Annotated in this window: 26 protein-coding genes; 24 read left to right on the plus strand and 2 right to left on the minus strand. The window is 69.9% G+C overall.

Annotation, left to right across the window (positions count from 1 at the left end; genetic code table 11):
- Nucleotides 1–186: 186 nt before the first annotated feature.
- From PHZ_RS08270 to PHZ_RS08325, 13 genes are all read left to right on the plus strand, one after another.
- A complete protein-coding gene (locus PHZ_RS08270) occupies nucleotides 187–1,083 on the plus strand; it encodes an ArdC family protein (protein ID WP_012522053.1) in 897 nt (298 codons plus the stop codon).
- 97 nt (nucleotides 1,084–1,180) lie between these two features.
- Nucleotides 1,181–1,369: a zincin-like metallopeptidase domain-containing protein gene (locus PHZ_RS22660; protein ID WP_201765298.1), complete on the plus strand. Its 189-nt coding sequence runs from the start codon at nucleotides 1,181–1,183 to the stop codon at nucleotides 1,367–1,369.
- Nucleotides 1,370–1,530: 161 nt separating this feature from the next.
- The gene (locus tag PHZ_RS08275; RefSeq protein ID WP_012522055.1) at nucleotides 1,531–1,740 is read left to right on the plus strand and encodes a helix-turn-helix domain-containing protein; all 210 of its coding nucleotides are present in this window, start codon (nucleotides 1,531–1,533) and stop codon (nucleotides 1,738–1,740) included.
- 54 nt (nucleotides 1,741–1,794) lie between these two features.
- Nucleotides 1,795–2,058: a DNA -binding domain-containing protein gene (locus tag PHZ_RS08280; RefSeq protein ID WP_012522056.1), complete on the plus strand. Its 264-nt coding sequence runs from the start codon at nucleotides 1,795–1,797 to the stop codon at nucleotides 2,056–2,058.
- Between the two features lie 96 nt (nucleotides 2,059–2,154).
- Nucleotides 2,155–2,403: a transcriptional regulator domain-containing protein gene (locus PHZ_RS08285; protein ID WP_049758181.1), complete on the plus strand. Its 249-nt coding sequence runs from the start codon at nucleotides 2,155–2,157 to the stop codon at nucleotides 2,401–2,403.
- Nucleotides 2,387–2,932: a DUF2285 domain-containing protein gene (locus tag PHZ_RS08290; RefSeq protein WP_012522057.1), complete on the plus strand. Its 546-nt coding sequence runs from the start codon at nucleotides 2,387–2,389 to the stop codon at nucleotides 2,930–2,932. The genes PHZ_RS08285 and PHZ_RS08290 overlap by 17 nt, the downstream gene beginning before the upstream one ends.
- Nucleotides 2,933–3,053: 121 nt before the next feature.
- Nucleotides 3,054–3,326 carry a helix-turn-helix transcriptional regulator gene (locus tag PHZ_RS08295; RefSeq protein WP_012522058.1) on the plus strand — a complete coding sequence of 91 codons (273 nt, stop codon included), beginning with the start codon at nucleotides 3,054–3,056 and terminating at the stop codon, nucleotides 3,324–3,326.
- Between the two features lie 11 nt (nucleotides 3,327–3,337).
- Nucleotides 3,338–3,844, plus strand: coding sequence for a DUF2840 domain-containing protein (locus PHZ_RS08300; protein WP_012522059.1), 507 nt, complete (start codon nucleotides 3,338–3,340; stop codon nucleotides 3,842–3,844).
- Nucleotides 3,844–4,365 carry a S26 family signal peptidase gene (locus tag PHZ_RS08305; protein ID WP_012522060.1) on the plus strand — a complete coding sequence of 174 codons (522 nt, stop codon included), beginning with the start codon at nucleotides 3,844–3,846 and terminating at the stop codon, nucleotides 4,363–4,365. The genes PHZ_RS08300 and PHZ_RS08305 overlap by 1 nt, the downstream gene beginning before the upstream one ends.
- Before the next feature lie 154 nt (nucleotides 4,366–4,519).
- Complete coding sequence (locus tag PHZ_RS08310) at nucleotides 4,520–5,185, plus strand: lytic transglycosylase domain-containing protein (RefSeq protein ID WP_236611887.1); 666 nt, start codon at nucleotides 4,520–4,522, stop codon at nucleotides 5,183–5,185.
- A gap of 235 nt (nucleotides 5,186–5,420) precedes the next feature.
- The gene (locus PHZ_RS08315) at nucleotides 5,421–7,139 is read left to right on the plus strand and encodes a relaxase/mobilization nuclease domain-containing protein (RefSeq protein ID WP_012522062.1); all 1,719 of its coding nucleotides are present in this window, start codon (nucleotides 5,421–5,423) and stop codon (nucleotides 7,137–7,139) included.
- A gap of 13 nt (nucleotides 7,140–7,152) precedes the next feature.
- Nucleotides 7,153–9,129 (plus strand): conjugal transfer protein TraG, encoded by a 1,977-nt coding sequence (locus PHZ_RS08320; RefSeq protein WP_012522063.1) that lies wholly within the window; start codon nucleotides 7,153–7,155, stop codon nucleotides 9,127–9,129.
- A 2-nt stretch (nucleotides 9,130–9,131) separates the two neighbouring features.
- A complete protein-coding gene (locus PHZ_RS08325; RefSeq protein WP_012522064.1) occupies nucleotides 9,132–9,575 on the plus strand; it encodes a ribbon-helix-helix domain-containing protein in 444 nt (147 codons plus the stop codon).
- Nucleotides 9,576–9,590: 15 nt separating this feature from the next.
- Here the strand turns inward: PHZ_RS08325 and PHZ_RS22665 are convergent, their stop codons facing one another.
- Both PHZ_RS22665 and PHZ_RS08330 read right to left on the minus strand, forming a co-directional pair.
- Entirely contained in the window at nucleotides 9,591–9,797 is a 207-nt protein-coding gene (locus tag PHZ_RS22665) for a hypothetical protein (RefSeq protein ID WP_148216819.1), read from the minus strand.
- A gap of 106 nt (nucleotides 9,798–9,903) precedes the next feature.
- Nucleotides 9,904–10,320, minus strand: coding sequence for a response regulator (locus PHZ_RS08330; protein WP_236611888.1), 417 nt, complete (start codon nucleotides 10,318–10,320; stop codon nucleotides 9,904–9,906).
- 352 nt (nucleotides 10,321–10,672) lie between these two features.
- Between PHZ_RS08330 and trbB the strand changes: the two genes are divergently transcribed.
- The 11 genes from trbB to PHZ_RS08380 are packed head-to-tail and all read left to right on the plus strand — an operon-like array spanning nucleotide 10,673 to nucleotide 19,820.
- Nucleotides 10,673–11,608, plus strand: coding sequence for a P-type conjugative transfer ATPase TrbB (trbB, locus tag PHZ_RS08335; RefSeq protein WP_201765304.1), 936 nt, complete (start codon nucleotides 10,673–10,675; stop codon nucleotides 11,606–11,608).
- Nucleotides 11,605–11,925 carry a TrbC/VirB2 family protein gene (locus PHZ_RS08340; protein ID WP_012522067.1) on the plus strand — a complete coding sequence of 107 codons (321 nt, stop codon included), beginning with the start codon at nucleotides 11,605–11,607 and terminating at the stop codon, nucleotides 11,923–11,925. Before trbB ends, PHZ_RS08340 begins: the two co-directional genes overlap by 4 nt.
- Nucleotides 11,925–12,194 (plus strand): VirB3 family type IV secretion system protein, encoded by a 270-nt coding sequence (locus PHZ_RS08345; RefSeq protein ID WP_012522068.1) that lies wholly within the window; start codon nucleotides 11,925–11,927, stop codon nucleotides 12,192–12,194. The genes PHZ_RS08340 and PHZ_RS08345 overlap by 1 nt, the downstream gene beginning before the upstream one ends.
- Nucleotides 12,195–12,198: 4 nt before the next feature.
- The gene (gene trbE / locus PHZ_RS08350) at nucleotides 12,199–14,649 is read left to right on the plus strand and encodes a conjugal transfer protein TrbE (protein ID WP_012522069.1); all 2,451 of its coding nucleotides are present in this window, start codon (nucleotides 12,199–12,201) and stop codon (nucleotides 14,647–14,649) included.
- Nucleotides 14,646–15,380: a P-type conjugative transfer protein TrbJ gene (gene trbJ, locus PHZ_RS08355; RefSeq protein ID WP_012522070.1), complete on the plus strand. Its 735-nt coding sequence runs from the start codon at nucleotides 14,646–14,648 to the stop codon at nucleotides 15,378–15,380. Before trbE ends, trbJ begins: the two co-directional genes overlap by 4 nt.
- Complete coding sequence (gene trbK-alt, locus PHZ_RS22670; RefSeq protein ID WP_148216820.1) at nucleotides 15,377–15,604, plus strand: putative entry exclusion protein TrbK-alt; 228 nt, start codon at nucleotides 15,377–15,379, stop codon at nucleotides 15,602–15,604. The genes trbJ and trbK-alt overlap by 4 nt, the downstream gene beginning before the upstream one ends.
- On the plus strand, nucleotides 15,601–16,767 hold the full coding sequence (trbL, locus tag PHZ_RS08360; protein ID WP_012522071.1) for a P-type conjugative transfer protein TrbL: 1,167 nt from the start codon (nucleotides 15,601–15,603) through the stop codon (nucleotides 16,765–16,767). The genes trbK-alt and trbL overlap by 4 nt, the downstream gene beginning before the upstream one ends.
- Entirely contained in the window at nucleotides 16,764–17,450 is a 687-nt protein-coding gene (gene trbF / locus PHZ_RS08365) for a conjugal transfer protein TrbF (RefSeq protein WP_012522072.1), read from the plus strand. Before trbL ends, trbF begins: the two co-directional genes overlap by 4 nt.
- Nucleotides 17,450–18,430: a P-type conjugative transfer protein TrbG gene (gene trbG / locus PHZ_RS08370; protein ID WP_012522073.1), complete on the plus strand. Its 981-nt coding sequence runs from the start codon at nucleotides 17,450–17,452 to the stop codon at nucleotides 18,428–18,430. Before trbF ends, trbG begins: the two co-directional genes overlap by 1 nt.
- Before the next feature lie 2 nt (nucleotides 18,431–18,432).
- The gene (locus tag PHZ_RS08375) at nucleotides 18,433–19,578 is read left to right on the plus strand and encodes a TrbI/VirB10 family protein (protein WP_012522074.1); all 1,146 of its coding nucleotides are present in this window, start codon (nucleotides 18,433–18,435) and stop codon (nucleotides 19,576–19,578) included.
- Nucleotides 19,579–19,589: 11 nt separating this feature from the next.
- Nucleotides 19,590–19,820, plus strand: a complete 231-nt coding sequence (locus PHZ_RS08380) for a DUF2274 domain-containing protein (RefSeq protein WP_012522075.1) — start codon at nucleotides 19,590–19,592, stop codon at nucleotides 19,818–19,820.
- The last annotated feature ends 36 nt before the right edge of the window (nucleotides 19,821–19,856 follow it).

Below are 19,856 nucleotides of genomic sequence, written 5' to 3' on the forward strand. Positions count from 1 at the left end.
CAGGCCCGGCAGCGCCGGGCCACCCCGGCGATCGGCGGAGCAGGCGCTGGCCGCGCCCGGCCTGCAACGGCGCGCTTCCGCGCCGTCCTCCGCTCCGCTGCGGCCTTCGGTGCAGGCCGGTCCCGCCCATCGCTGAAGGCGCTCCGCCGCCGGGGATGGGCCTCGGCGGGACCCGGAGTTCCGATCATGCCTTCTCATCGCGCAGACATCTACGCTCGCATCACCGGCGAGATCGTCGCCGCCATCGAAGCCGGCGCCGGCGAGTTCAGGATGCCGTGGCATCACGACGGCGCCGCGACCAGCCGACCCGTCAACGTCGCCTCGTCCCGGCCGTACCGGGGCGTGAACATCCTGGCCTTATGGATCGCCGCGCGCGAGGCCGGCTATCCGTCCGGCCTCTGGGGCACCTACCGCCAGTGGCTGGCGCTGGGCGCGCAGGTTCGCAAGGGCGAGCACGCCACCTCGATCGTGCTCTGGAAGACCCTGCGCCCCGCAGGCGGCGACGAAGGCGACGAGCCCGAGGCGCCAGGCGGCCGCACGCGGATGTTCGCCCGCGGCTACGCGGTGTTCAACCTGGCCCAGGTCGACGGCTATGCGCCCGCGGCGTCGCCGCAGCTTCCTGAGTCCGAGCGCCTGGCCCACGCGGAAGCGTTCTGGTCCCGCCTCGGCATCGTCACCGTCTACGGCGGCTCGGAGGCCTACTACCTGCCGTCGAAGGACACGGTGTTCATGCCGCCGTTCTCGGCCTTCCACGACGCCGGCGCGCATTACAGCACCCTCTATCACGAGGGGGTTCACGCGACGGCTGCACGCCATCGCTGCAACCGTGATCTCTCCGGCCGCTTCGGCTCCGAGGCTTACGCCATGGAGGAGGTGGTCGCGGACCTGGGTTCGGCGCTGATCCTGGCCGACCTCGGCATCGCGGTCCACCCGCGGCCGGACCACGCCGCCTACATCGCCTCCTGGCTGAAGGTGCTGAAGAACGACACCTCGGCGATCTTCACGGCCGCCTCCAAGGCCCAGGCCGCCGCCGACTGGATGCACGCCCAGCAGCCTGCGGCGCAGGCGGACGTCGCCGCATGACAGGTCGTCTCGCGGCGGGCGCGTCCCCGTGTCCGCCGCCCCGTGTTGATGGAGTGTTGATGGCCCAGCGTGTTGACTGTCAGGATAAGTCGCCGAACTGGGCGCAGCCTTCCTCTGCGCCGACTTGGGCCTGGAGTTGCAGCCCCGGGAGGACCACGCCGCCTATATCGACAGCTGGCTGAGCGTGCTGCAGGGCGACAAGCGGTTCATCTTCACGGCCGCCGCCTACGCCCAGCGCGCCGCCGACTTCCTGCACGGTCGTCAGCCGGCGAGCCTCGCCGCTTGAGACGCCACGCCCCGCGCCTGACCGGCGCGGGGCGCTCGCGCGCGTGCAAGCCGTTCGGCGCCGAAGCGTGACGGGGCGCCACGTTTCCGCCGCCGACTCGCACGACGATTCCCCAGTATACTGGGTGGCTGAAGTGCGGCCGGCGCCGCCGTCTCCTCCTCATGCGGTTGAGGGGAGTCGTAGCGAGGAATCTGCGCCGTCTGCGCCAGGCCAAGGGTCTATCGCAGGAGGAACTCGCCGACCGTGCCGACATCAATCGCAACTACGTCGGCTTGCTCGAACGCGAGGAGCACGCCGCGACCATCGACATGCTGGAGAAGCTGTCGGAGGTTCTGGAGGTCGAGCCGGCGGCATTTTTCGCCCGCGACTGACGCTTCAACTCTTAGGATGTGTCGGCCCCGCAGCGCGACGCGTAGGGTCAACCCATGACCCAGGCGGAGCTCCGCGAGCGGGCGCCCGAAGGCGTGCCGCTGACCGAATACGATCGCGAGATCGCGCCGATCTATCTGCGCCTGCTGGACGCCGACGCGGCCGGCGCCGACTGGCGCGAGGTCTCGAGGATCGTGCTGGGGGTCGACGCCGCGACCGAACCCAGGCGCGCGGAGGTCATGCATGCCAGCCACCTGGCCCGTGCGCGGTGGCTGCGCGATGGCGGCTACCGCGAGTTTCTCGGGTCAACCTCAAGCTGAACTCACGTTGAGCAACAACTCCGCTTTACGTCCAACCTCTGCGTGTGGATAACTAGTGCGGCTGTGGGGGCGCTTCCTCTGTATCGGGAGAGCGCCTTGAGTGACGAGGACTGGCGTTCAGAAGAACGCTACGCCGGATTGCGCGAGCTTTCCGCGCCGGCCCTCGCCTGGGAGTTCTTGCGTCGTAACGACGACTACCAGGCCGACTTCGAACATATCAAAGCCGAGGTGGCCTCCGGGGGGACAGGGCGCGCCGGCGACGCGCGCCTGGCCTTCTGGGGGCTGAGCTTTCGCTGCGGATCCGGCGCTCGCGGCGCCAGCACAGCCAGTGTTCTGGCGGCCTGACGCCTATCCCCGCACGGTCGTCCTGGCGCCGGCGCCGGCGGTCGAAGGCGGTCACCGTAGCATCCGTTTCGAGCCGGAAAGTTGGCCTGGACGGTTCGTCGCGCGCGCCGGTCCCGACGGCGTACATGCGATCCTGAAAACGCGGGACGATGAGCACCGGCTTTGGATGCCAGCCGCCCTGGCGCCCGGCCAGCCAGTCGCCTGCGTCGTCCCGTTCGGTGCCAATGCGGCCTGCGGAACGGCGGCGGCGTTGCACCTCTGGCGCCATCTCACCGGCCGGTCTGCGCCCGCCGCACGGCCGGACCGCAAGCTCCAGCGCTTCCAGCAAAGCCTGCGGGCGCACGATGGACATCTGGCCGGCGGCAGCTATCGGGAGATCGCCGAGCAGATCTTCGGCGCCTCCAGGGTGGCGGGTGAGAACTGGCGAACCTCGCCGCTGCGTGACGCCGTCATCCGCCTGGTGCGCTCCGGGGCCGCCCTGGTCCGGGGTGATTACAAGCGGCTTCTGCGTAGCAAACACGACGACTAGGGATGGCGGAATCGCCCTCCGCAAGTTCACCATCCCCCCGCGCGCCCGCACTCCGACAAGGTGTCCAGGTCCTCGCTGCGCTCCGCCGCAGCATCCAGGAGAACCCTTGGAGTGTCCGATGATGGCCGAAGCCACCGCCGCCCTGCCGCCCCGCCTGCTGCGCACCCCGGAAGCCGCCCGTTTCCTCGGCCTGTCCGGCCGAACGCTTGAAAAGCACCGCACCTACGGCACCGGGCCGACCTACATGAAGATTGGCGGGCGGGTCGTCTATTCGGTCGGCGACCTGCAGACCTGGGCCGCCCGCGGGGTCAAATCCTCGACCGCCGACCCGGGCGTGGATGTCGTCCACCCGGCCCGCCGAGTCACCGAAGACCGTAGCTTCGCCGAGCGCTGAGGTCGTTCGCCATGCTCACTGCGCTGACCCCCGCCAGCGCGCCGCCCGCGCTGGATCGCGCCCTGACCTGGGTGGAGCTGGTCTGGTACGAGAAGCGGATCGAGCGCTGGATTCGGTTCGGCCAGGTGCGCGAGGAGCGCCTCCTCGACCGCCGCCGGCGCCTCGTCGGCTTCGCGCCCGGCGACGTCTTCGCCTTCGTCCGCTGGCAGGCCAACGACCGCGGCACGGTCGGCTCGAGGCTCGACATCGTGCAAGCCGTCGCCCCTGGCGGGCGCTGCTCGACGGTTGCTGGCGTGACGCCGGGCGGCGAGCTGCTGCTGCGCCTGTCCGGCTGGCCGACGGTGCAAAAGGCGCTCGCCGCCATCGACGCCGTCGAACTGGTGGGTGTCGAACCGACGGCCGCTGCGCCGGACTACTGGCGGCAGGTGCACAACCGGCTGAAGGCGCGCGCGTCGCCTGAGCCCTACACGCTCGTGCGGCACCGGGCCTGGCGTCTCCGCAGCGCGGTGGGCGCCTGATGGACCGCCGCTCCACCCTCGCGTGGGCGCTGCTCGGGGCGCTCGCCCTTGGCGTCCCCGTGGCGGCCTCGCTCCCGTCGCAGCTGGTTTGGAACGCCACGGCCAGCGCGCCGGAAGGGCTCTATCGCCTGCACGCCGATCGTCCGCCCGCGGTTGGCGACTGGGCGGCCGTCCGGGCGCCTCAACCGCTCGCCGGATGGCTCGAGCGCCGCGGCTACCTTCCGGACGGCGTGCTGCTGATCAAGAAGGTCGCGGCGCGCGCACCGAGCCGGGTTTGCCGCCAGGAGGGCGCGATCACGGTGGACGGACGGCTCGTGGCCCGCGCCGAGCCCCGCGACCGGGCAGGGCGGCCGCTGCCGGTCTGGCGCGGCTGCTTCGTCCTCGCCGAGCACGACCTCTTCGTCCTCAACCCCGCCGCCGGTTCGCTTGACAGCCGCTACTTCGGCGCCCTGTCGGACGCCGCCGTGGTCGGTCGGGCCGAGCCTCTTTGGCTGATCCAGGATCCCCGACATGGGCGATGAACGCCAAGAAAGCCCTGCTCCTTTGTTCGATCGAACAAACGACGGCCGCTCCTTCGTCCCGACCAGGTTCCGCAGAGCCGCCGCGCGGAGCGGCGGTCCAGGGCGGCCGTCAGGCCGGCGCGCGAGCGCCTTGCCCTGGACGGCCGGGAGCACGGTGGCACGCTGGCGGCTGATAGGGACGAGCGTGCTTTGGCTCGCGGTGCTGCCGTCGGCGGAGGCCGCCGCCCAGGCGGCCCCGCCCCACAACGAGGTTGGCGGCGCGATCGCGGAGGCGGCGCGGCGCTTTGGCCTCCCGGAAGCATGGATCCGGGCGGTGATGCGCGTGGAGAGCGCCTTCCAGCCGCGCGCCGTGAGCCATGCCGGCGCCATGGGGCTGATGCAGGTGATGCCGCAAACCTATGCGGAATTGCGCGGCCGCTACGGCCTGGGCGCCGATCCCTTCCACCCCCGCGACAACATCCTGGCCGGGGCGGCCTACCTGCGGGAGATGTACGACCGCTTCGGCGCCCGCGGCTTCCTGGCCGCCTACAATGCGGGCCCAGCGCGCTACCAGCAGCACCTGATCGAGGGGCGGCCGCTCCCGTTGGAGACGCGGGCCTACGTCGCCAAGCTCACGCCGGCCGTCGGGGCGGCAGGCGTTTCGCCTGCGCCAGCCGCGGTCGTCGCGCCCCCTGCTGAGGCGCGTTCCACGCTCTTTGTTGTCCTCGGTGGAGGCCAGGGAAAAGAGGCCGGGGCGTCTCCAGATGAGGCGCGCGCGGTTCTTGTGCCGGCGCGATCCCCGCTCTTCGCCGCGCTGACGCCGCGGGTCGAGGCACGCTGATGGTGGCCCACCTGCGTCGTACGGTCTCGCAGGTTGTCGCAGGTTCGGCGGCGGGCCACCGATTGATGGATCGATGGCAGGATAAAAGCCGCGAGGTGCGGGCGACGTCGGAGGGGGCAAAGCACAGGAGAATCAATAGCCGCGCGCGAGGTGCGCATGTTGTCGCCAGCCTGCGATTTCTGCCAAGTGGCTGCTTGGGCTCAGGAAATCGCACCTCGCGCGGCGGGGCGCGTCCATGATCGAGGACGACTTTCATCTCCGCGTGGGGCGCATCCGCTCGCGGTTGTCCGGCGGGCCCCGGACCTTCGTCGGCCAGGCGCTGGCGGCGGCCGAACGGGCTGGCGGTCTGGTGCGCCGCGCCACGGCGCGGAACGGCGCCTTCGGGCGCGGCCGGGCGGCCAGCCTGGCCGCGCACCGACCGGGGGCGCGGAGCCGCGGCGCTGTCGTGAAGGCGCGGGTGGTGCGGCAGGGCGGCGGTCGGGCGCCACTGGCCACCCACCTCAACTACCTGCAGCGGGAGGGGGTCACCCAGGACGGCGCCCGCGGGCGGCTGTTCGACGCCGACACCGACGCGGCCGACGCGCGCGGCTTTGCCGAGCGCTGCGAGGGCGACCGCCACCACTTCCGCTTCATCGTCTCGCCCGACGACGCCGAGCAGCTGTCGGACCTGAAGGCCTTCACCCGCGACCTGATGGAGCAGGCGCAGGCCGATCTCGGAACCCGCCTCGACTGGGTGGCGGTGGACCACTGGAACACCGGGCACCCCCATCTGCACGTGATCGTCCGCGGCCGCACCGACCAGGGCGCGGACCTGGTGATCTCTCCCGACTACATCCGCGAGGGGCTGCGGGCCCGCGCCGGTCATCTGGTCAACTTGGAGCTTGGGCCGCGCACCGACGCCGAGCTGCAACGGCGGATGAACCTTCAGATCGGCGCGGACCGCTGGACGAGCCTGGACCGCGGCTTCGCCCGCCTGGCGGACGAGCAGGGCGTGGTGGACCTGCGCCGGGGCGGGGGCGCGGGTCCGGCCGACCTGCACCAGGCGCGCGTCGCGCGGATGCGCAAGCTCAAGGGCCTCGGTCTCGCCGATGAACTTTCGCCGGGCCGCTGGCGCCTGGGGCCGGACGCCGAAGCGGCCCTGCGCCAATTGGGGCAGCGGCAGGATGTGATCGCCCGCATGCACCGGGCGCTCGCCGACCAGGGCGTGGAGCGGGATCCGGCGCGGTTCGAGGTGGACGGCGGACCCCCGGAGGGCTTGCTCGGGCGGCTTGCCGGGCGCGGCTTGGACGATGAGCTGCGCGGCAGCGGCTACGCGATCCTGGATGGTCTCGACGGCCGCACCCACCACGTCCGGCTGGCGGACCTGGACGACGCCAGCGACGCACCCCTGGGCAGCCTTGTCGAACTCCGCCGCCGCGAGTGGCAAGGCCGGCGCAGCCGGCTGGTCCTGCAGGTCCGCTCCGACCTGGGCTTGGCCGACCAGATCCGCGCGGAGGGCGCCACCTGGCTCGACCGCCAGCTGGTTGGGCGCAACCCCGCCGGGCTGGGGGAGGGTGGCTTCCCAGACGAGGTGCGGGCGGCTCTCGATGCCCGTACTGACCACCTGGCCCGGGAGGGGCTGGCCCAGCGGAGCGGGCGACGGGTGGTGTTCGCCCGCGATCTCATCGAGACGCTGCGTCAGCGGGAGCTCGCGACCGCATCGCGCCGGCTCTCTGGCCAGACCGGCCTGGAAGCGCAGCCGATCGGCGCCGACGGCGTGGTGGCCGGGACCTACCGGCAGCGGGTCACCCTGGCCTCCGGGCGCTTTGCGATGATCGACAATGGCCTGGGCTTCACCCTCGTGCCTTGGCGGCCCGATCTCGAACGGCATCTGGGCGGCCACGTGCAGGGCGTGCTCACCCCAGGCGCCGGCGTCGCCTGGTCCTTCAGCCCCAAGCGCGGGCTCGGCCGATGAGGAGGACACGGCCATGAACGGCACGAAGGTGATGTGGGGGCAGCTGGCGGCGGTGTTCGCCATCGCCTTGGCCGGCGTCTGGGCGGCGACGCAATGGACGGCCTGGCGCCTGGCGTTTCAGCCGGAGCTCGGACGCCCCTGGTTCGAGCTTGTGGGCTGGCCGGTCTATCCGCCGCCGGCCTTCTTCTGGTGGTGGTTCGCCTTCGACGCCTATGCCCCGAAGGTCTTCCTCGAAGGTGCGATGATCGCGGTGACCGGTGGCGGCGTCGCTATCGTCGTGGCCATGGCCCTGTCCATCTGGCGGGCGCGGGAGTCCCGCTCGGTGACGACCTACGGCTCCGCCCGCTGGGCCAAGCCTCGGGAGGTGGCGGCCGCGGGCTTGCTCGGCGAGGACGGCGTGGTCCTGGGCCAGCTCGACGGCGCTTACCTGCGCCACGACGGTCCCGAGCACGTGCTCTGCTTTGCGCCGACCCGCAGCGGCAAGGGCGTGGGCCTGGTCGTGCCCTCGCTGCTCACCTGGCCAGGGTCAGTGATCGTCCACGACATCAAGGGCGAGAACTGGCAGCTGACCTCGGCCTGCCGCGCCCGCGTCGGGCGGGTGCTGCTGTTCGACCCCACCAACCCAGAAAGCGCCGCCTACAATCCGCTCTTGGAGGTGCGGCGCGGCGACGCCGAGGTCCGCGACGTCCAGAACGTCGCCGATATCCTGGTGGACCCGGAGGGGGCGCTGGAGCGGCGCTCGCACTGGGAGAAGACCAGCCACAGCCTGCTGGTCGGAGCGATCCTGCACGTGCTCTACGCCGGCCCTGACAAGACCCTGGCCGGCGTCGCCGAATTCCTGTCGGACCCCCGCCGGCCGATCGAGGCGACGCTGCGGGCGATGATGGCGACCCCGCACCTCGGCGATCGGCCACATCCGGTGGTCGCGTCGGCCGCCCGGGAGCTGCTGAACAAGAGCGAGAACGAGCGCTCCGGCGTGCTCTCCACCGCCATGTCGTTCCTCGGCCTCTACCGCGATCCCGTGGTGGCCAAGGTGACCAGCCGCTGCGATTGGCGCATCGCTGACTTAGTCGACGGCGCACGGCCCGCCAGCCTCTACCTCGTCGTGCCGCCGTCCGACATCAGCCGAACCAAGCCCTTGGTGCGCCTGATCCTCAACCAGATCGGCCGACGTCTGACAGAGGAGCTGAGCGCGAAGTCGTCGCGGCACCGCGTGCTGCTGATGCTCGACGAGTTCCCGGCGCTTGGACGGCTGGACTTCTTCGAGAGCGCGCTCGCGTTCATGGCCGGCTACGGCCTCAAGGCCTTCCTGATCGCCCAGTCCCTGAACCAGATCGAGAAGGCCTACGGACCAAACAACGCCATCCTCGACAACTGCCACGTCCGCGTCTGCTTCGCGACCAACGACGAGCGGACCGCTAAGCGGGTGTCGGATGCGCTGGGCACCGCCACCGAGCTGCGGGCGATGAAGAACTACGCCGGCCATCGTCTCTCGCCCTGGCTGGGTCACCTGATGGTCTCGCGCCAGGAGACCGCCCGGCCGCTGCTCACCCCCGGCGAGGTCATGCAGCTGCCGCCGGACGACGAGCTGGTCCTGGTCTCGGGATCGCCGCCGGTCCGAGCCAAGAAGGTTCGCTACTTCGAGGACGCGCGCTTGCGACGGCGGGTTGGCCAGGCCGCAACGTCCAGCCCGGCGGCATCGCCGCCGGACGACTGGTCGTCTCTCAAGCCGATCGCGGCGCCTGCCGCGCCGGTCCGGTCCCCGCCCGCCCTAAGCGAGGGGGATGCGGAGGAGGGCGGTCTCCGCCGCGAGCCCGAGCCGATGTTCGAGGATGCCGCCGAGCCGCCGCCGCCCGTGCGCGAGTTCGGCTTCTTCGAAGACGAGCCGGACGATGACGGCGAGGGCGCTGAGCAGGCGGCCTTGCAGACCCGCTTTCGCCGGGTCGCGCGCCAGGCCGCCCTCGATCCGGACGATGGACTGGAGCTGTGACGATGCAGAAGGCGAGACTGTCGGTCTATCTGGAGCCTGACACCTTGAAGGCCTTGGAAGCGCTCGCCGACCGACGAGGCAAGTCCAAGTCGCTGGTGGCGGAGGCCGCCATCGCTTCCTTCGTCTCTTCGGATGCGTCAGAGCGCCAGGAAGCTGCGATCACGCGGCGGCTCGACCAGCAGAACCGGGCCACGGAGCGGCTCGAACGCAATCTCGGCATCTCAATCGAGATGATGGCGCTGTTCGTGCGCTTCTGGCTCACCACGACGCCCGCCGTACCGGAGGCGGCGCAAGCGGCCGCTCAAGCGAAGGGCAAGGAGCGGTACGAGGGGTTCGTTGAGGCGCTGGGTCGGCGGCTGGCGCGAGGCGTCAGCTTCACGCGAGAGGTGAGCGAGGATTTGGCCGGATCGCCGCTGGGCGAAGGTGAATCGACGAGAAATCGCTAATGCGACGACTTGGCCTCACCCCTGGCCCGATTGATCGCTTAGCGCCTCTGAACCCCAATCTGCGTTGTCGTTGGTGCGACCATCTCTATGAGAGTGGGCGTCTACGGCCAGATTGTGCCAGCGCATCGCCTCGTCGATAAGCCGGCCCCGTTCCTTCATGTTCGTGGCTTCGCTCGCCTCTTTGAGCAGAGCTTCAGCCTTCCGGCGATAATTTTCGGACATGCGCGGTTTGTGATGGAGGAAGGGCGAACTTAGACCTGGGCGCAACGATCGTTCAAGGTCGCGGTTGCTCCAGCGCCCGCGTTACCCGGGCCAAGATGCGTTCGGGCTAGTCGGGCGTCCCAGCGTCTACTGCCGAGTCGGCATCACTCTCCCACATCGGTGAAGTCTGGGCAGCGTTGATCAAGCCAGCCACCGCTGTGATCAGTTGAGCGGCCGCGAAGGGCTTCTGAATGATCTGGCTGTTCGGCACACCATGCGACGCCCACTCGTGGCCGCTGTCGCCGCTAACGTAGATCACTGGCAAACCCGGGTTTAGCTCACGCGCCCTTTTGGCCACATCCCAACCTGAGATCCGTCCCATATTGACGTCGGTGACGAGGGCGATGATGTCCCTGCAGCGGTTCGACTCCACAAGCGCGATGGCATCCGCGGCCGCGGTCGCCGTCAAGACCTCGAAACCGCCCTCCACGAGCGCAGTCTCGATGAGGTCGAGGACAAGGACCTCGTCGTCTACGGCGAGCACGACGCGTGATTGAGGATGATCGGAAATAGCGCACCTCGTCATGGCGGGAGCGCAAGTGCTCTCAGGCGGCCTCTGCCAAGCGTGAAGGCGACTGCAACGGCTTGTACGCGATCCAAGCGGCGGCGACCAATCACTTCCTCGAAGCGAACGCTTTCGCTCACGGCGGAGGAGTGACACCGCCGCTCCGCAAGTCATCGCACGCCAGAGCACTACTACGACCGAGGCGCTGTTGATCGGTCGTCGTTTGGGCGCTCATTAGTGACCCCGTTTTCTGCGGCCGACCGGCCGAGAACGGGAGCGTCCGGTGTCGATCACCCCGATCCGCAACGAGGTCTTCGTGCGCAGCGCCAGGATGCTGCGCACAGCGCTCGGCCCGCGCATCGCGGGCTGGCTCGATGACGCCGAAGTCGTCGAAGTCATGCTCAATCCGGACGGCCAGCTTTGGCTGGACCGGCTGGGCGCCGGGCTCCAGCGCACCGGTTGCGAGCTGACCCCGGAAGACGGCGAGCGGATCGTGCGCCTAGTGGCCCATCACGTGGGCGCCGAAGTTCATGCGGGCGCGCCGCGAATTTCCGCCGAGCTGCCGGAGAGTGGCGAGCGGTTCGAGGGACTGCTCCCGCCGGTTGTGACTGCTCCCACGTTCGCGATCCGCAAGCCGGCCGTCGCGGTGTTCACGCTGCAGGACTACGTCGACGCCGGCGTCATGGGCGCGGCTGCGGCGGATGTCCTCCGCCGCGCCGTCGCCGAGCGGCAGAACATCCTGGTCGCCGGCGGGACCTCCACGGGCAAGACCACGCTGGCCAACGCCCTGCTGGCCGAGGTCGCCAAGACCGGCGACCGCGTGGTGCTCATCGAAGACACCCGCGAGCTTCAGTGCGCCGCGCCGAACCTGGTGGCGCTTCGGACCAAGGACGGCGTGGCCTCGCTGGCGGATCTGGTCCGGTCGTCGCTGCGGCTGCGGCCCGACCGCATCCCAATCGGAGAGGTGCGTGGAGCGGAAGCGCTCGACCTGCTCAAGGCCTGGGGGACTGGCCATCCGGGCGGCATCGGCACCATCCACGCCGGCACGGCGCAGGGCGCGCTGCGTCGGCTCGAGCAGCTGATCCAGGAGGCAGTGCCGGTCGTGCCTCGCGCCCTGATCGCTGAAACCATCGACCTGATCGCCGTCCTGAACGGCCGAGGTGCGGATCGCCGCCTCACCGAACTCTGCGCCGTGGCGGACCTCGCCGCCGACGGCGAGTACCGCATCGCCGACATGAGCGCGGCTTCCCAAGGAGAGCTTCCATGATCCGCCGCATTCGCGGGCGGCTCGCGAGCGCGAGCGCCGTCGCAACCGTCTGGCTGCTCGCCGGGCCGGCCTACGCCGCCGGCTCATCCATGCCCTGGGAAGCCCCGCTGCAGAAAATCCTGCAGTCGATCGAGGGCCCCGTGGCCAAGATCATCGCGGTGATCATCATCATCACCACAGGCCTGACCCTGGCCTTTGGCGACACCTCGGGTGGCTTTCGACGGCTGATCCAGATCGTCTTCGGCCTCTCGATCGCCTTCGCCGCCTCCAGCTTCTTCCTGTCCTTCTTCTCGTTCGGCGGCGGGGCGCTGGTCTGATGCAGCAGACACCCACGCCTCCTGGCTTTGAAGCCCCGGTTCACCGCGCCCTCACCGAGCCGGTGTTGCTGGCCGGCGCGCCGCGCGCCTTCGCCATCGTCAACGGCACCTTGGCGGCCGCCATCGGGCTTGGCCTACGCCTGTGGATCGCCGGCTTGGCGCTTTGGCTGATCGGCCACGCCTTCGCCGTCTGGGCCGCCAAGCGCGACCCCCACTTCGTCGAGGTGGTGCGGCGGCACGTCCGCATCCCGCCCTATCTGGGAATCTGACGCGATGTTCGATCTTCGCGAGTACCGCCGGCGTGCGGCCCAGCTTCCCGACTTTCTGCCGTGGGCGGCGCTCGTCGAGCCGGGCGTGGTGCTCAATAAGGACGGGGGGTTTCAGCGCACAGCGCGCTTCCGCGGGCCCGACCTGGACTCGGCGACCGCGTCCGAGCTCGTCTCGGCCGCGGGGCGGCTGAACAATGCGCTGCGACGCCTCGGGTCCGGCTGGGCCGTGTTCGTCGAAGCCCAGCGCAATGCGGCCGACGTGTATCCGCTTAGCGACTTCCCCGACCCGGTGTCGGCGCTGGTGGACGAGGAGCGCCGGGCTCAGTTCGAGGAACATGGAGCGCATTTCGACAGCGCCTACTTCCTGACCTTCGTCTTCCTGCCGCCCGCCGAGAACACCGCCCGGGCTGAGTCCTGGCTGTACGAGGGGCGAGAGCGCCGCGGCGTCGACTGGCGCGAGGCGCTGGCCGGCTTCGTCGACCGGACGGATCGTGTGCTGGCGCTGCTCGAAGGCTTTGTGCCCGAAGCGGAGTGGCTCACCGACGCCGAGACCCTGACCTACCTGCATTCGACGGTGTCGACCCACCGCCACCGCGTCGGCGTGCCGGACACGCCCATGCATCTGGATGTGCTGCTGGCCGACCAGCCGCTCACCGGCGGCCTCGAGCCGCGGCTGGGAACGGCGCACCTGCGGGTGCTGACCATCAGCGGCTTCCCGGCCGCCACCTGGCCCGGGCTGCTCGACGACCTCAATCGCCTGGCGTTTCCCTACCGCTGGTCCACGCGCGCGATCTGCCTGGACAAGGTCGACGCGGCCAAGCTGCTGGGCCGGATCCGCCGCCAATGGTTCGCCAAGCGCAAGTCGATCATGGCGATACTGAAAGAGGTGCTGACCAACGAAGCCGCGGCGCTGGTCGACACCGACGCTCAGAACAAGGCGCTCGATGCCGACGAGGCCCTACAGGACCTGGGCGCCGACGTGGTCGGGCATGCCTTCGTGACCGCCACGGTGTGCGTCTGGGACGAGGACGCGGGCCGCGCCGACGCGAAGCTGCGGCTGGTCGAGAAGGCAATCCAGGCCCGCGACTTCACCTGTATGGTTGAGAGCATCAACGCGGTGGAAGCCTGGCTCGGCAGCCTTCCGGGCCACGCCTACGCCAATGTGCGCCAGCCGCCGATCTCCACCCTGAACCTGGCCCACATGATCCCGCTTTCGGCGGTGTGGGCTGGGCCGCAGCGGAACGCGCACCTGAACGGGCCGCCGCTGTTCTTCGCCCAGACGGAAGGCTCGACACCCTTCAGGTTCTCGACCCACGTCGGGGACGTCGGCCACAGCATGGTGGTGGGGCCGACCGGGGCAGGGAAGAGCGTGCTGTTGGCGCTGATGGCCCTGCAGTTCCGCCGCTACCCCGCCGGCCAGGTCTTCGCCTTCGACTTCGGCGGCTCGATCCGAGCCGCGGCGCTGGCGATGGGCGGCGACTTCCACGATCTCGGCGGAGCGCTCGCGGACGATGAGACTCCGCCGGTCGCCCTGCAGCCGCTGGGCCGCATCCAAGATCTGGCTGAACGCGCGTGGGCTTCGGAGTGGCTGGCCGGCGTGCTGGCCCGAGAAGGTGTCGCGGTTACGCCTGAGGTGAAGGAGCATCTCTGGACCGCGCTCGGATCGCTGGCCTCGGCCCCCGAGGCCGAGCGGACCCTCACCGGCCTGTCGGTCCTGCTGCAGTCCAACGCGCTCAAGCGCGCCCTTCAGCCCTACACCGTCGCGGGTCCGTGGGGTCGGCTCCTCGACGCAGAGAGCGAGCGCCTGGGTTCGGCCTCCGTGCAGGCGTTCGAGACCGAGGGGCTCGTGGGCTCGGCGGCGGCGCCGGCCGTGCTCAGCTACCTGTTCCATCGAATCCAGTCGCGGCTCGATGGGCGCCCGACCCTGGTGGTGGTCGACGAAGGCTGGCTCGCCCTCGACGACGCCACCTTCGGAGCCCAGCTGCGGGAATGGCTGAAGACGCTGCGCAAGAAGAACGCCTCCGTGGTGTTCGCCACCCAGTCCCTGGCCGACATTGAGACGAGCGCGATCGCAGCCTCGATCATCGAAAGCTGCCCCACCCGCATCTTCCTGCCGAACGACCGCGCGCAGGAGCCGCAGATCGCAGCGGCCTACGCGAGGTTCGGTCTCAACGAGCGGCAGGTGGAGATCCTGGGTCGGGCGATCCCGAAGCGCGACTACTACTGCCAGTCCCGTCGCGGGAACCGGCTCTTCGAGCTCGGGCTAGGGCCGGTGGCGCTCGCCTTCTGCGCCGCTTCCGCCAAGGCGGACCAGCTGGTGATCGCCGAGCTTCTTGAACACCACGGCCCGGGTGGGTTCGCGGCCGCTTGGCTCGAACACCGGGGGCTTCCGTGGGCGGCGGACCTGATCCGCTTGCAGGCCAAAGCGCCACCTCAATTGGAGACCGCTCGATGAAGACCCGCACCCCTTGGCTGGCGGCGCTCGTGTGCTCGACCAGCCTCGTTCTGGCCTTGCCCACCCCAGCCGGGGCGCAGCTCACCGTCTATGACCCAACGAACTACGCCTCGAACGTCATGCAGGCGGCGCGGGCCTTGGAGCAGATCAACAATCAGGTCCGTGGCCTTCAAAACCAGGCCCTGAGCCTGACGAACCAGGCCCGCAACCTGGCCCAGCTGCCGTACTCCTCGCTCCAGACCGTGCAGGGGAATCTTGGCCGGATCAGCGGGCTGATGCAGCAGGCGCAGCGGGTCGCCTATGACGTCCAGGCGATTCAGCGGGAATTCGGGAAGAACTACACGGTGAGCGCCGGAAGCCGCGACGCAGACCTGGTCGCGTCGGCGAACGCCCGCTGGCTGAACTCAGCGGCGGCCTTCCAGCACTCCCTTCAGGTGCAGGCCGGTGTGGTGGCCGGACTGCCCGGCGCGCGCACCGAACTCTCCAACCTCGTCGGCGCCAGCCAGGGCGCAGCCGGCATCCTCCAGGCGACCCAGGCGGGAAACCAGCTGCTGGCCCTGCAAAGCCAGCAGCTGACGGACCTCACCGCGATGATGGCGGCGCAGGGCCGCGCGGCGGCGCTTGAGCAGGCCGAGCGCGCCGCGAGCCGGGCTCAGGCGCAAGAGCAGTTTCGCCGGTTCGTGGATCGGCGCCAGGGTTATCAGGCCCCTCCCGTGGAGATGTACCGATGACCCGCCTGATCCTGTCCGCTGCTTCGACCATCGCCGTCCTGCTCGCCGCCGGCTGCGACCGGACTCCGCCAGCGCCCGAGACCAAGAGCATGTCCGGAACTCAGCTATCGGCCGAAACGCAACGATGCGCCCGCGGCGGAGCGCAGGCGGCGAACGACCCCACCTGCCGGGCTGTGCGGGACGAAAACTTCGACAGGTTCCTAGGAGAGGACGGCAAGAGATGAACCCCGGCGTCGCTGATCGCTTCCTGGACGTCTTCTCGCGCTACATCGACTCGGGCTTTGGCCTGCTCGGCGGAGAAGTTGCCTTCCTGGCAAGCACCCTGGTGGTGATCGACGTCACCCTGGCGGCGCTGTTCTGGTCCTGGTCGGCCGGCGACGACGTGATCGCCCGGCTCATCAAGAAGACGCTGTACGTCGGCTTCTTCGCCTTCCTACTGTCGAACTTCAACGGACTGGCGAAGATCGTCTTCCAGTCCTTCTCGGGTCTGGGCCTCAAAGCCGCGGGCAGCGGCATGTCCGCCGCCGACTTCCTGCGTCCGGGCAAGCTGGCGCAATCAGGCATCGACGCAGGAAGGCCTCTCCTGCAAGCGGCGCACGAGATGTCCGGCTTCCCCGGCTTCTTCGACAACTTCGCTCAGATCATCGTCATCATGGTGGCCTGGCTCATCGTCCTCATCGCCTTCTTCGTGCTCGCGGTGCAGCTCTTCGTCACCCTGATCGAGTTCAAGCTGACGACGCTGGCCGGCTTCATTCTCGTGCCCTTCGGCCTCTTCGGGCGGACGGCTTTTCTGGCCGAGCGTGTGCTCGGAAATGTCGTCGCCTCCGGCGTGAAGGTGCTGGTCCTGGCGGTGATCGTTGGGATTGGCTCCACCTTGTTCGGCGAGTTCATCCAGGACTTCGGCGGGCAGCAACCCTCGCTGGAGGAGGTGCTCTCCCTGGCGCTGGCGTCGCTCTGCCTCCTTGGTCTCGGCATCTTCGGGCCCGCCGTCGCCAATGGCCTGGTGTCGGGGGCGCCGCAGCTCGGGGCAGGGGCCGCCGTCGGGACTGGCCTCGCCGCCGGCGGCCTCGCGGCTGCTGGCGCAATGGGCACGCGCGCCGCGATCGGCGCCGGCGTCGGGGGCGCGCGAGGCGCCATCGCTGCCGCGCGTGGCTTCCGCTCCGGTCCCTCGGGCTCCGGTGACAGCGGCTTACGGCCCAATCCGCCCTCCGGACCCGGCGGACATGCGGGTGGTGGGCCTGGAGGCGGCGGCGCGCCGGCGTGGGCACGCCAATACCAGCGCCGTCAGGAAGCGGCCCACGGCGCCGCGACCGCCGCCCACGCCCTTCGTTCCGGCGACCATCCCGGCGGCGGAACCTCCGTCTCGCTCGCAGAGGATCGGTCATGAACGTCTTCACTCGACCCGGGGTGCGCTATGGCGCGACCCCCGCCCTCGACACACCTTACCAGCGCGCGGCGCAGGCCTGGGACGACCGGATCGGCTCTGCCCGGGTGCAGGCCCGGAACTGGCGGCTGATGGCCTTTGGCAGCCTGCTGCTGTCCGCGGGACTTTCAGGCGCCCTCGTCTGGCAGGGCGCCCGGGGCTCGGTGACCCCCTGGGTGGTGGAGGTCGATCGGCTCGGGCAGACCCAAGCGGTCGCGCCCGCGGTGGCTGGGTACAAGCCCACCGACCCGCAGATCGCCTGGCACTTGGCGCGCTTTATCGAGGAGGTTCGTTCGATCCCGTCGGATCCCGTCGTCGTCCGGCAGAACTGGCTTCGGGCGTATGACTACGCCACCGACCGTGGGGCCCTAGCCCTGAACGAATACGCCCGCGCCAACGACCCCTTCAGCAAGGTGGGCCACACCCAGGTCGCCGTCGACGTCTCCAGCGTGATCCGCGCCTCGCCCGACAGTTTCCGCGTGGCCTGGGTCGAGCGCCGCTACGTGGACGGCGCGCTGGCCTCCACGGAGCGCTGGACCGCCATCCTCACCGTGGTCCTGCAACCGCCCCGCACGACCGAGCAGCTTCGCAAGAACCCCTTGGGGGTCTTCGTCCATGCTCTGAATTGGTCTCGGGAGCTCGGCTGATGCGAGCCCCGACGCTAATCCTGATGTTGGCCGGGACGACCCTCAGCGGCTGCGCGGCGATGCAGGCCGAGCAATCCAAGCCCGCTTCTACGGTCCCCGCCACCGCGCCTGCGCTCGCGCCAGCGCCCGTCCCACGCGGCCCGATTGTCGTGGCTTCGACGCCGGTTCCGAACCCGCCTGAGCGGGCCGCACGAAAGCCTGCCGCGGGTCCTGTCCGGCCTGCGCCCGAGACCGGCGATCCCGCGGCACGGGTGGCCAGGGCCAATGCCGCCGCCAGGGTGCAGCCGACCGGATCGGCCTATGCCAACGCCGCGCAGATCTACCCCTACGCCGAGGGCGCTCTGTTCCAGGTCTACACCGCGCCTGGCCGCATCACTGACATCACCCTGGAAGAGGGAGAGACCCTCTCCGGAACCGGTCCGGTGGCTGCAGGCGACACCGCGCGCTGGATCATCGGCGACACGGAGAGCGGCTCGGGCGCAAGCCGGCGGGTGCACATCCTGGTCAAGCCCACCCGAGCTGATCTGCAGACCAACCTGGTGATCAACACCAATCGCAGGACCTATCACCTGGAGCTGCGCGCGACTCCCGCGACCTACATGGCGTCGGTCGCTTGGCGCTATCCCGCCGATGAGGCCTTGGCCGCGGCCGAGAGCGTCGAGCGCTACGCCGCGCCCACGGTCGCGATCGAGCAGCTCAACTTCAACTACAGGATTTCGGGCGACCGCCCGTCCTGGCGTCCGGTGCGCGTGTTCGATGATGGCCGGCAGACCTTCATCGAGTTCGCCCCTTCGGTGACGCAAGGCGAGCTGCCGCCGCTGTTCGTCGGTGGCGCCGACGGAAAGGCGGCCGACCTCGTGAACTACCGTGTGAGCGGCCAGCGGATGGTGGTGGATCGCCTATTCACTCGGGCCGAGCTGCGGCTCGGCGATCGTCGCGGCCAGAAGCGGGTGCGCATCGAACGCGGTGCGGGAGGATGACCATGTCCACAACCTCTCAACTTCCAGGCCACGAGGGCGCCGAAGCGCTTCGGTTGCGCTCCGCCCGGCCTCGCGTGGCCCGCCTGTCGCGCAAGGTTCTGATCGCCTTGACGGCGACGTCGTCGGTCGCTGTCGTGGGCGCTGTCGCCTACGCCATGACGACCCGCGCTGGCGGCTCCGCGCCCGCCGAGGTCTACAACGTCGGAGGTCAGCCCCCCGAGCGACTCAATGCGCTGCCGCGCGATTACGGCGCCGCCCCGAGGCTCGGACCGCCACTGCCCGGAGATCTCGGACGCCCGATCCTGGAGGCCGACGTCGCGCCGCCGCCGATGGCGCCGGTCGGGCAAGCCGATGCGGCCCAGCAGGAGGTGCAAGCGCAGCGGCAGCGGCTGCTGCAAGAGCGCGATGCGGCGCGGACCAGCCGCCTCTTCTCCACCGAGGCGCAAGGCCATGCTGGCTCGCTGGCCGAAGGCGCCACGACGCTTATCGAAGCCGCCGCGTCTGCTCCGGCGGGACGGCGCACGATCCTCGATGGGCCGGTTGATCGACGGACGACGAGCCCAGACCGGCTCAGGTCGCCCCCGTCGCCCTTCGTGCTGCAGGCCGGCGCGACCATCCCGGCCGCGCTTCTCACCGGAGTGCGGTCGGACCTGCCAGGACAGATCGTCGGCCAGGTGACGGAGAACGTCTACGACAGCGTGAGCGGCCGCTTCCTGTTGATCCCGCAGGGGTCGAAGCTCATCGGCGCCTATGACACTCAGGTCGCCTTCGGGCAGAGCCGCGTCCTGCTGGCGTGGACTCGGCTGATCCTCCCGAACGGCCGCTCGCTCGTCTTGGAGAAGCTGCCGGCGGGTGACGCCCAAGGCTACGCGGGCCTGCAGGATCGCGTTGACCGCCATTGGGGCGCGCTGTTCGGCGCCGCCGCGCTTTCGACGATCCTCGGCATAGGCGCGGAGCTCGGGGAAGGTGACGACGAGAACGACATCCTTCGCGCGCTCCGCCATGGGGCGGCCGGCTCCTTCAACCAAGTTGGACAGCAGGCGGTCGGGCGCAGCCTGAACATTCCGCCGACGCTGACGATCCGACCGGGCGCCCCGGTGCGGGTGATGGTCACCCGCGATCTCATTCTTGAACCCTACAGAGGCTGAGAGGTGTGCAAATGGCCAAGCTGAAACTCGCCGAGCTGCAGGACGACACGCCTGTGAAGCTCACGGTCGAACTGCCTGGAGCCGTGCACCGCGACCTCGTCGCCTACGGCGAAGCGCTGGCAGCTCAAGGCGGTCGAGCGCTCGAACCCGCCAAGCTGATCGTGCCGATGCTCTCCAGGTTCATGAACACCGATCGCGCCTTCACGCGCTCGAAGCGCTCGGGCGACAGCACGAGCCGCTGAGAGGACCGACGAGAGCGGAGGTGACGGCGAGGCAGT

It is taken from the genome of Phenylobacterium zucineum HLK1 (genome assembly GCF_000017265.1).
Taxonomy (GTDB): Bacteria; Pseudomonadota; Alphaproteobacteria; order Caulobacterales; family Caulobacteraceae; genus Phenylobacterium; species Phenylobacterium zucineum.

Bases quoted from the DNA above. Each gene is read 5' to 3' on its own strand.
- PHZ_RS08295 (WP_012522058.1), top strand. From the start codon at position 3,054: ATGGCCGAAGCCACCGCCGCCCTGCCGCCCCGCCTGCTGCGCACCCCG.
- PHZ_RS22665 (WP_148216819.1), bottom strand. From the start codon at position 9,797: ATGTCCGAAAATTATCGCCGGAAGGCTGAAGCTCTGCTCAAAGAGGCG.
- PHZ_RS08320 (WP_012522063.1), top strand. From the start codon at position 7,153: ATGAACGGCACGAAGGTGATGTGGGGGCAGCTGGCGGCGGTGTTCGCC.
- PHZ_RS08375 (WP_012522074.1), top strand. From the start codon at position 18,433: ATGTCCACAACCTCTCAACTTCCAGGCCACGAGGGCGCCGAAGCGCTT.
- PHZ_RS08300 (WP_012522059.1), top strand. From the start codon at position 3,338: ATGCTCACTGCGCTGACCCCCGCCAGCGCGCCGCCCGCGCTGGATCGC.
- PHZ_RS08380 (WP_012522075.1), top strand. From the start codon at position 19,590: ATGGCCAAGCTGAAACTCGCCGAGCTGCAGGACGACACGCCTGTGAAG.
- PHZ_RS08275 (WP_012522055.1), top strand. From the start codon at position 1,531: ATGCGGTTGAGGGGAGTCGTAGCGAGGAATCTGCGCCGTCTGCGCCAG.
- PHZ_RS08315 (WP_012522062.1), top strand. From the start codon at position 5,421: ATGATCGAGGACGACTTTCATCTCCGCGTGGGGCGCATCCGCTCGCGG.
- PHZ_RS08345 (WP_012522068.1), top strand. From the start codon at position 11,925: ATGCAGCAGACACCCACGCCTCCTGGCTTTGAAGCCCCGGTTCACCGC.
- trbE (WP_012522069.1), top strand. From the start codon at position 12,199: ATGTTCGATCTTCGCGAGTACCGCCGGCGTGCGGCCCAGCTTCCCGAC.
- PHZ_RS08340 (WP_012522067.1), top strand. From the start codon at position 11,605: ATGATCCGCCGCATTCGCGGGCGGCTCGCGAGCGCGAGCGCCGTCGCA.
- trbL (WP_012522071.1), top strand. From the start codon at position 15,601: ATGAACCCCGGCGTCGCTGATCGCTTCCTGGACGTCTTCTCGCGCTAC.
- trbG (WP_012522073.1), top strand. From the start codon at position 17,450: ATGCGAGCCCCGACGCTAATCCTGATGTTGGCCGGGACGACCCTCAGC.
- trbK-alt (WP_148216820.1), top strand. From the start codon at position 15,377: ATGACCCGCCTGATCCTGTCCGCTGCTTCGACCATCGCCGTCCTGCTC.
- trbB (WP_201765304.1), top strand. From the start codon at position 10,673: ATGCTGCGCACAGCGCTCGGCCCGCGCATCGCGGGCTGGCTCGATGAC.
- PHZ_RS08325 (WP_012522064.1), top strand. From the start codon at position 9,132: ATGCAGAAGGCGAGACTGTCGGTCTATCTGGAGCCTGACACCTTGAAG.
- PHZ_RS08305 (WP_012522060.1), top strand. From the start codon at position 3,844: ATGGACCGCCGCTCCACCCTCGCGTGGGCGCTGCTCGGGGCGCTCGCC.
- PHZ_RS08270 (WP_012522053.1), top strand. From the start codon at position 187: ATGCCTTCTCATCGCGCAGACATCTACGCTCGCATCACCGGCGAGATC.
- PHZ_RS08280 (WP_012522056.1), top strand. From the start codon at position 1,795: ATGACCCAGGCGGAGCTCCGCGAGCGGGCGCCCGAAGGCGTGCCGCTG.
- trbJ (WP_012522070.1), top strand. From the start codon at position 14,646: ATGAAGACCCGCACCCCTTGGCTGGCGGCGCTCGTGTGCTCGACCAGC.
- trbF (WP_012522072.1), top strand. From the start codon at position 16,764: ATGAACGTCTTCACTCGACCCGGGGTGCGCTATGGCGCGACCCCCGCC.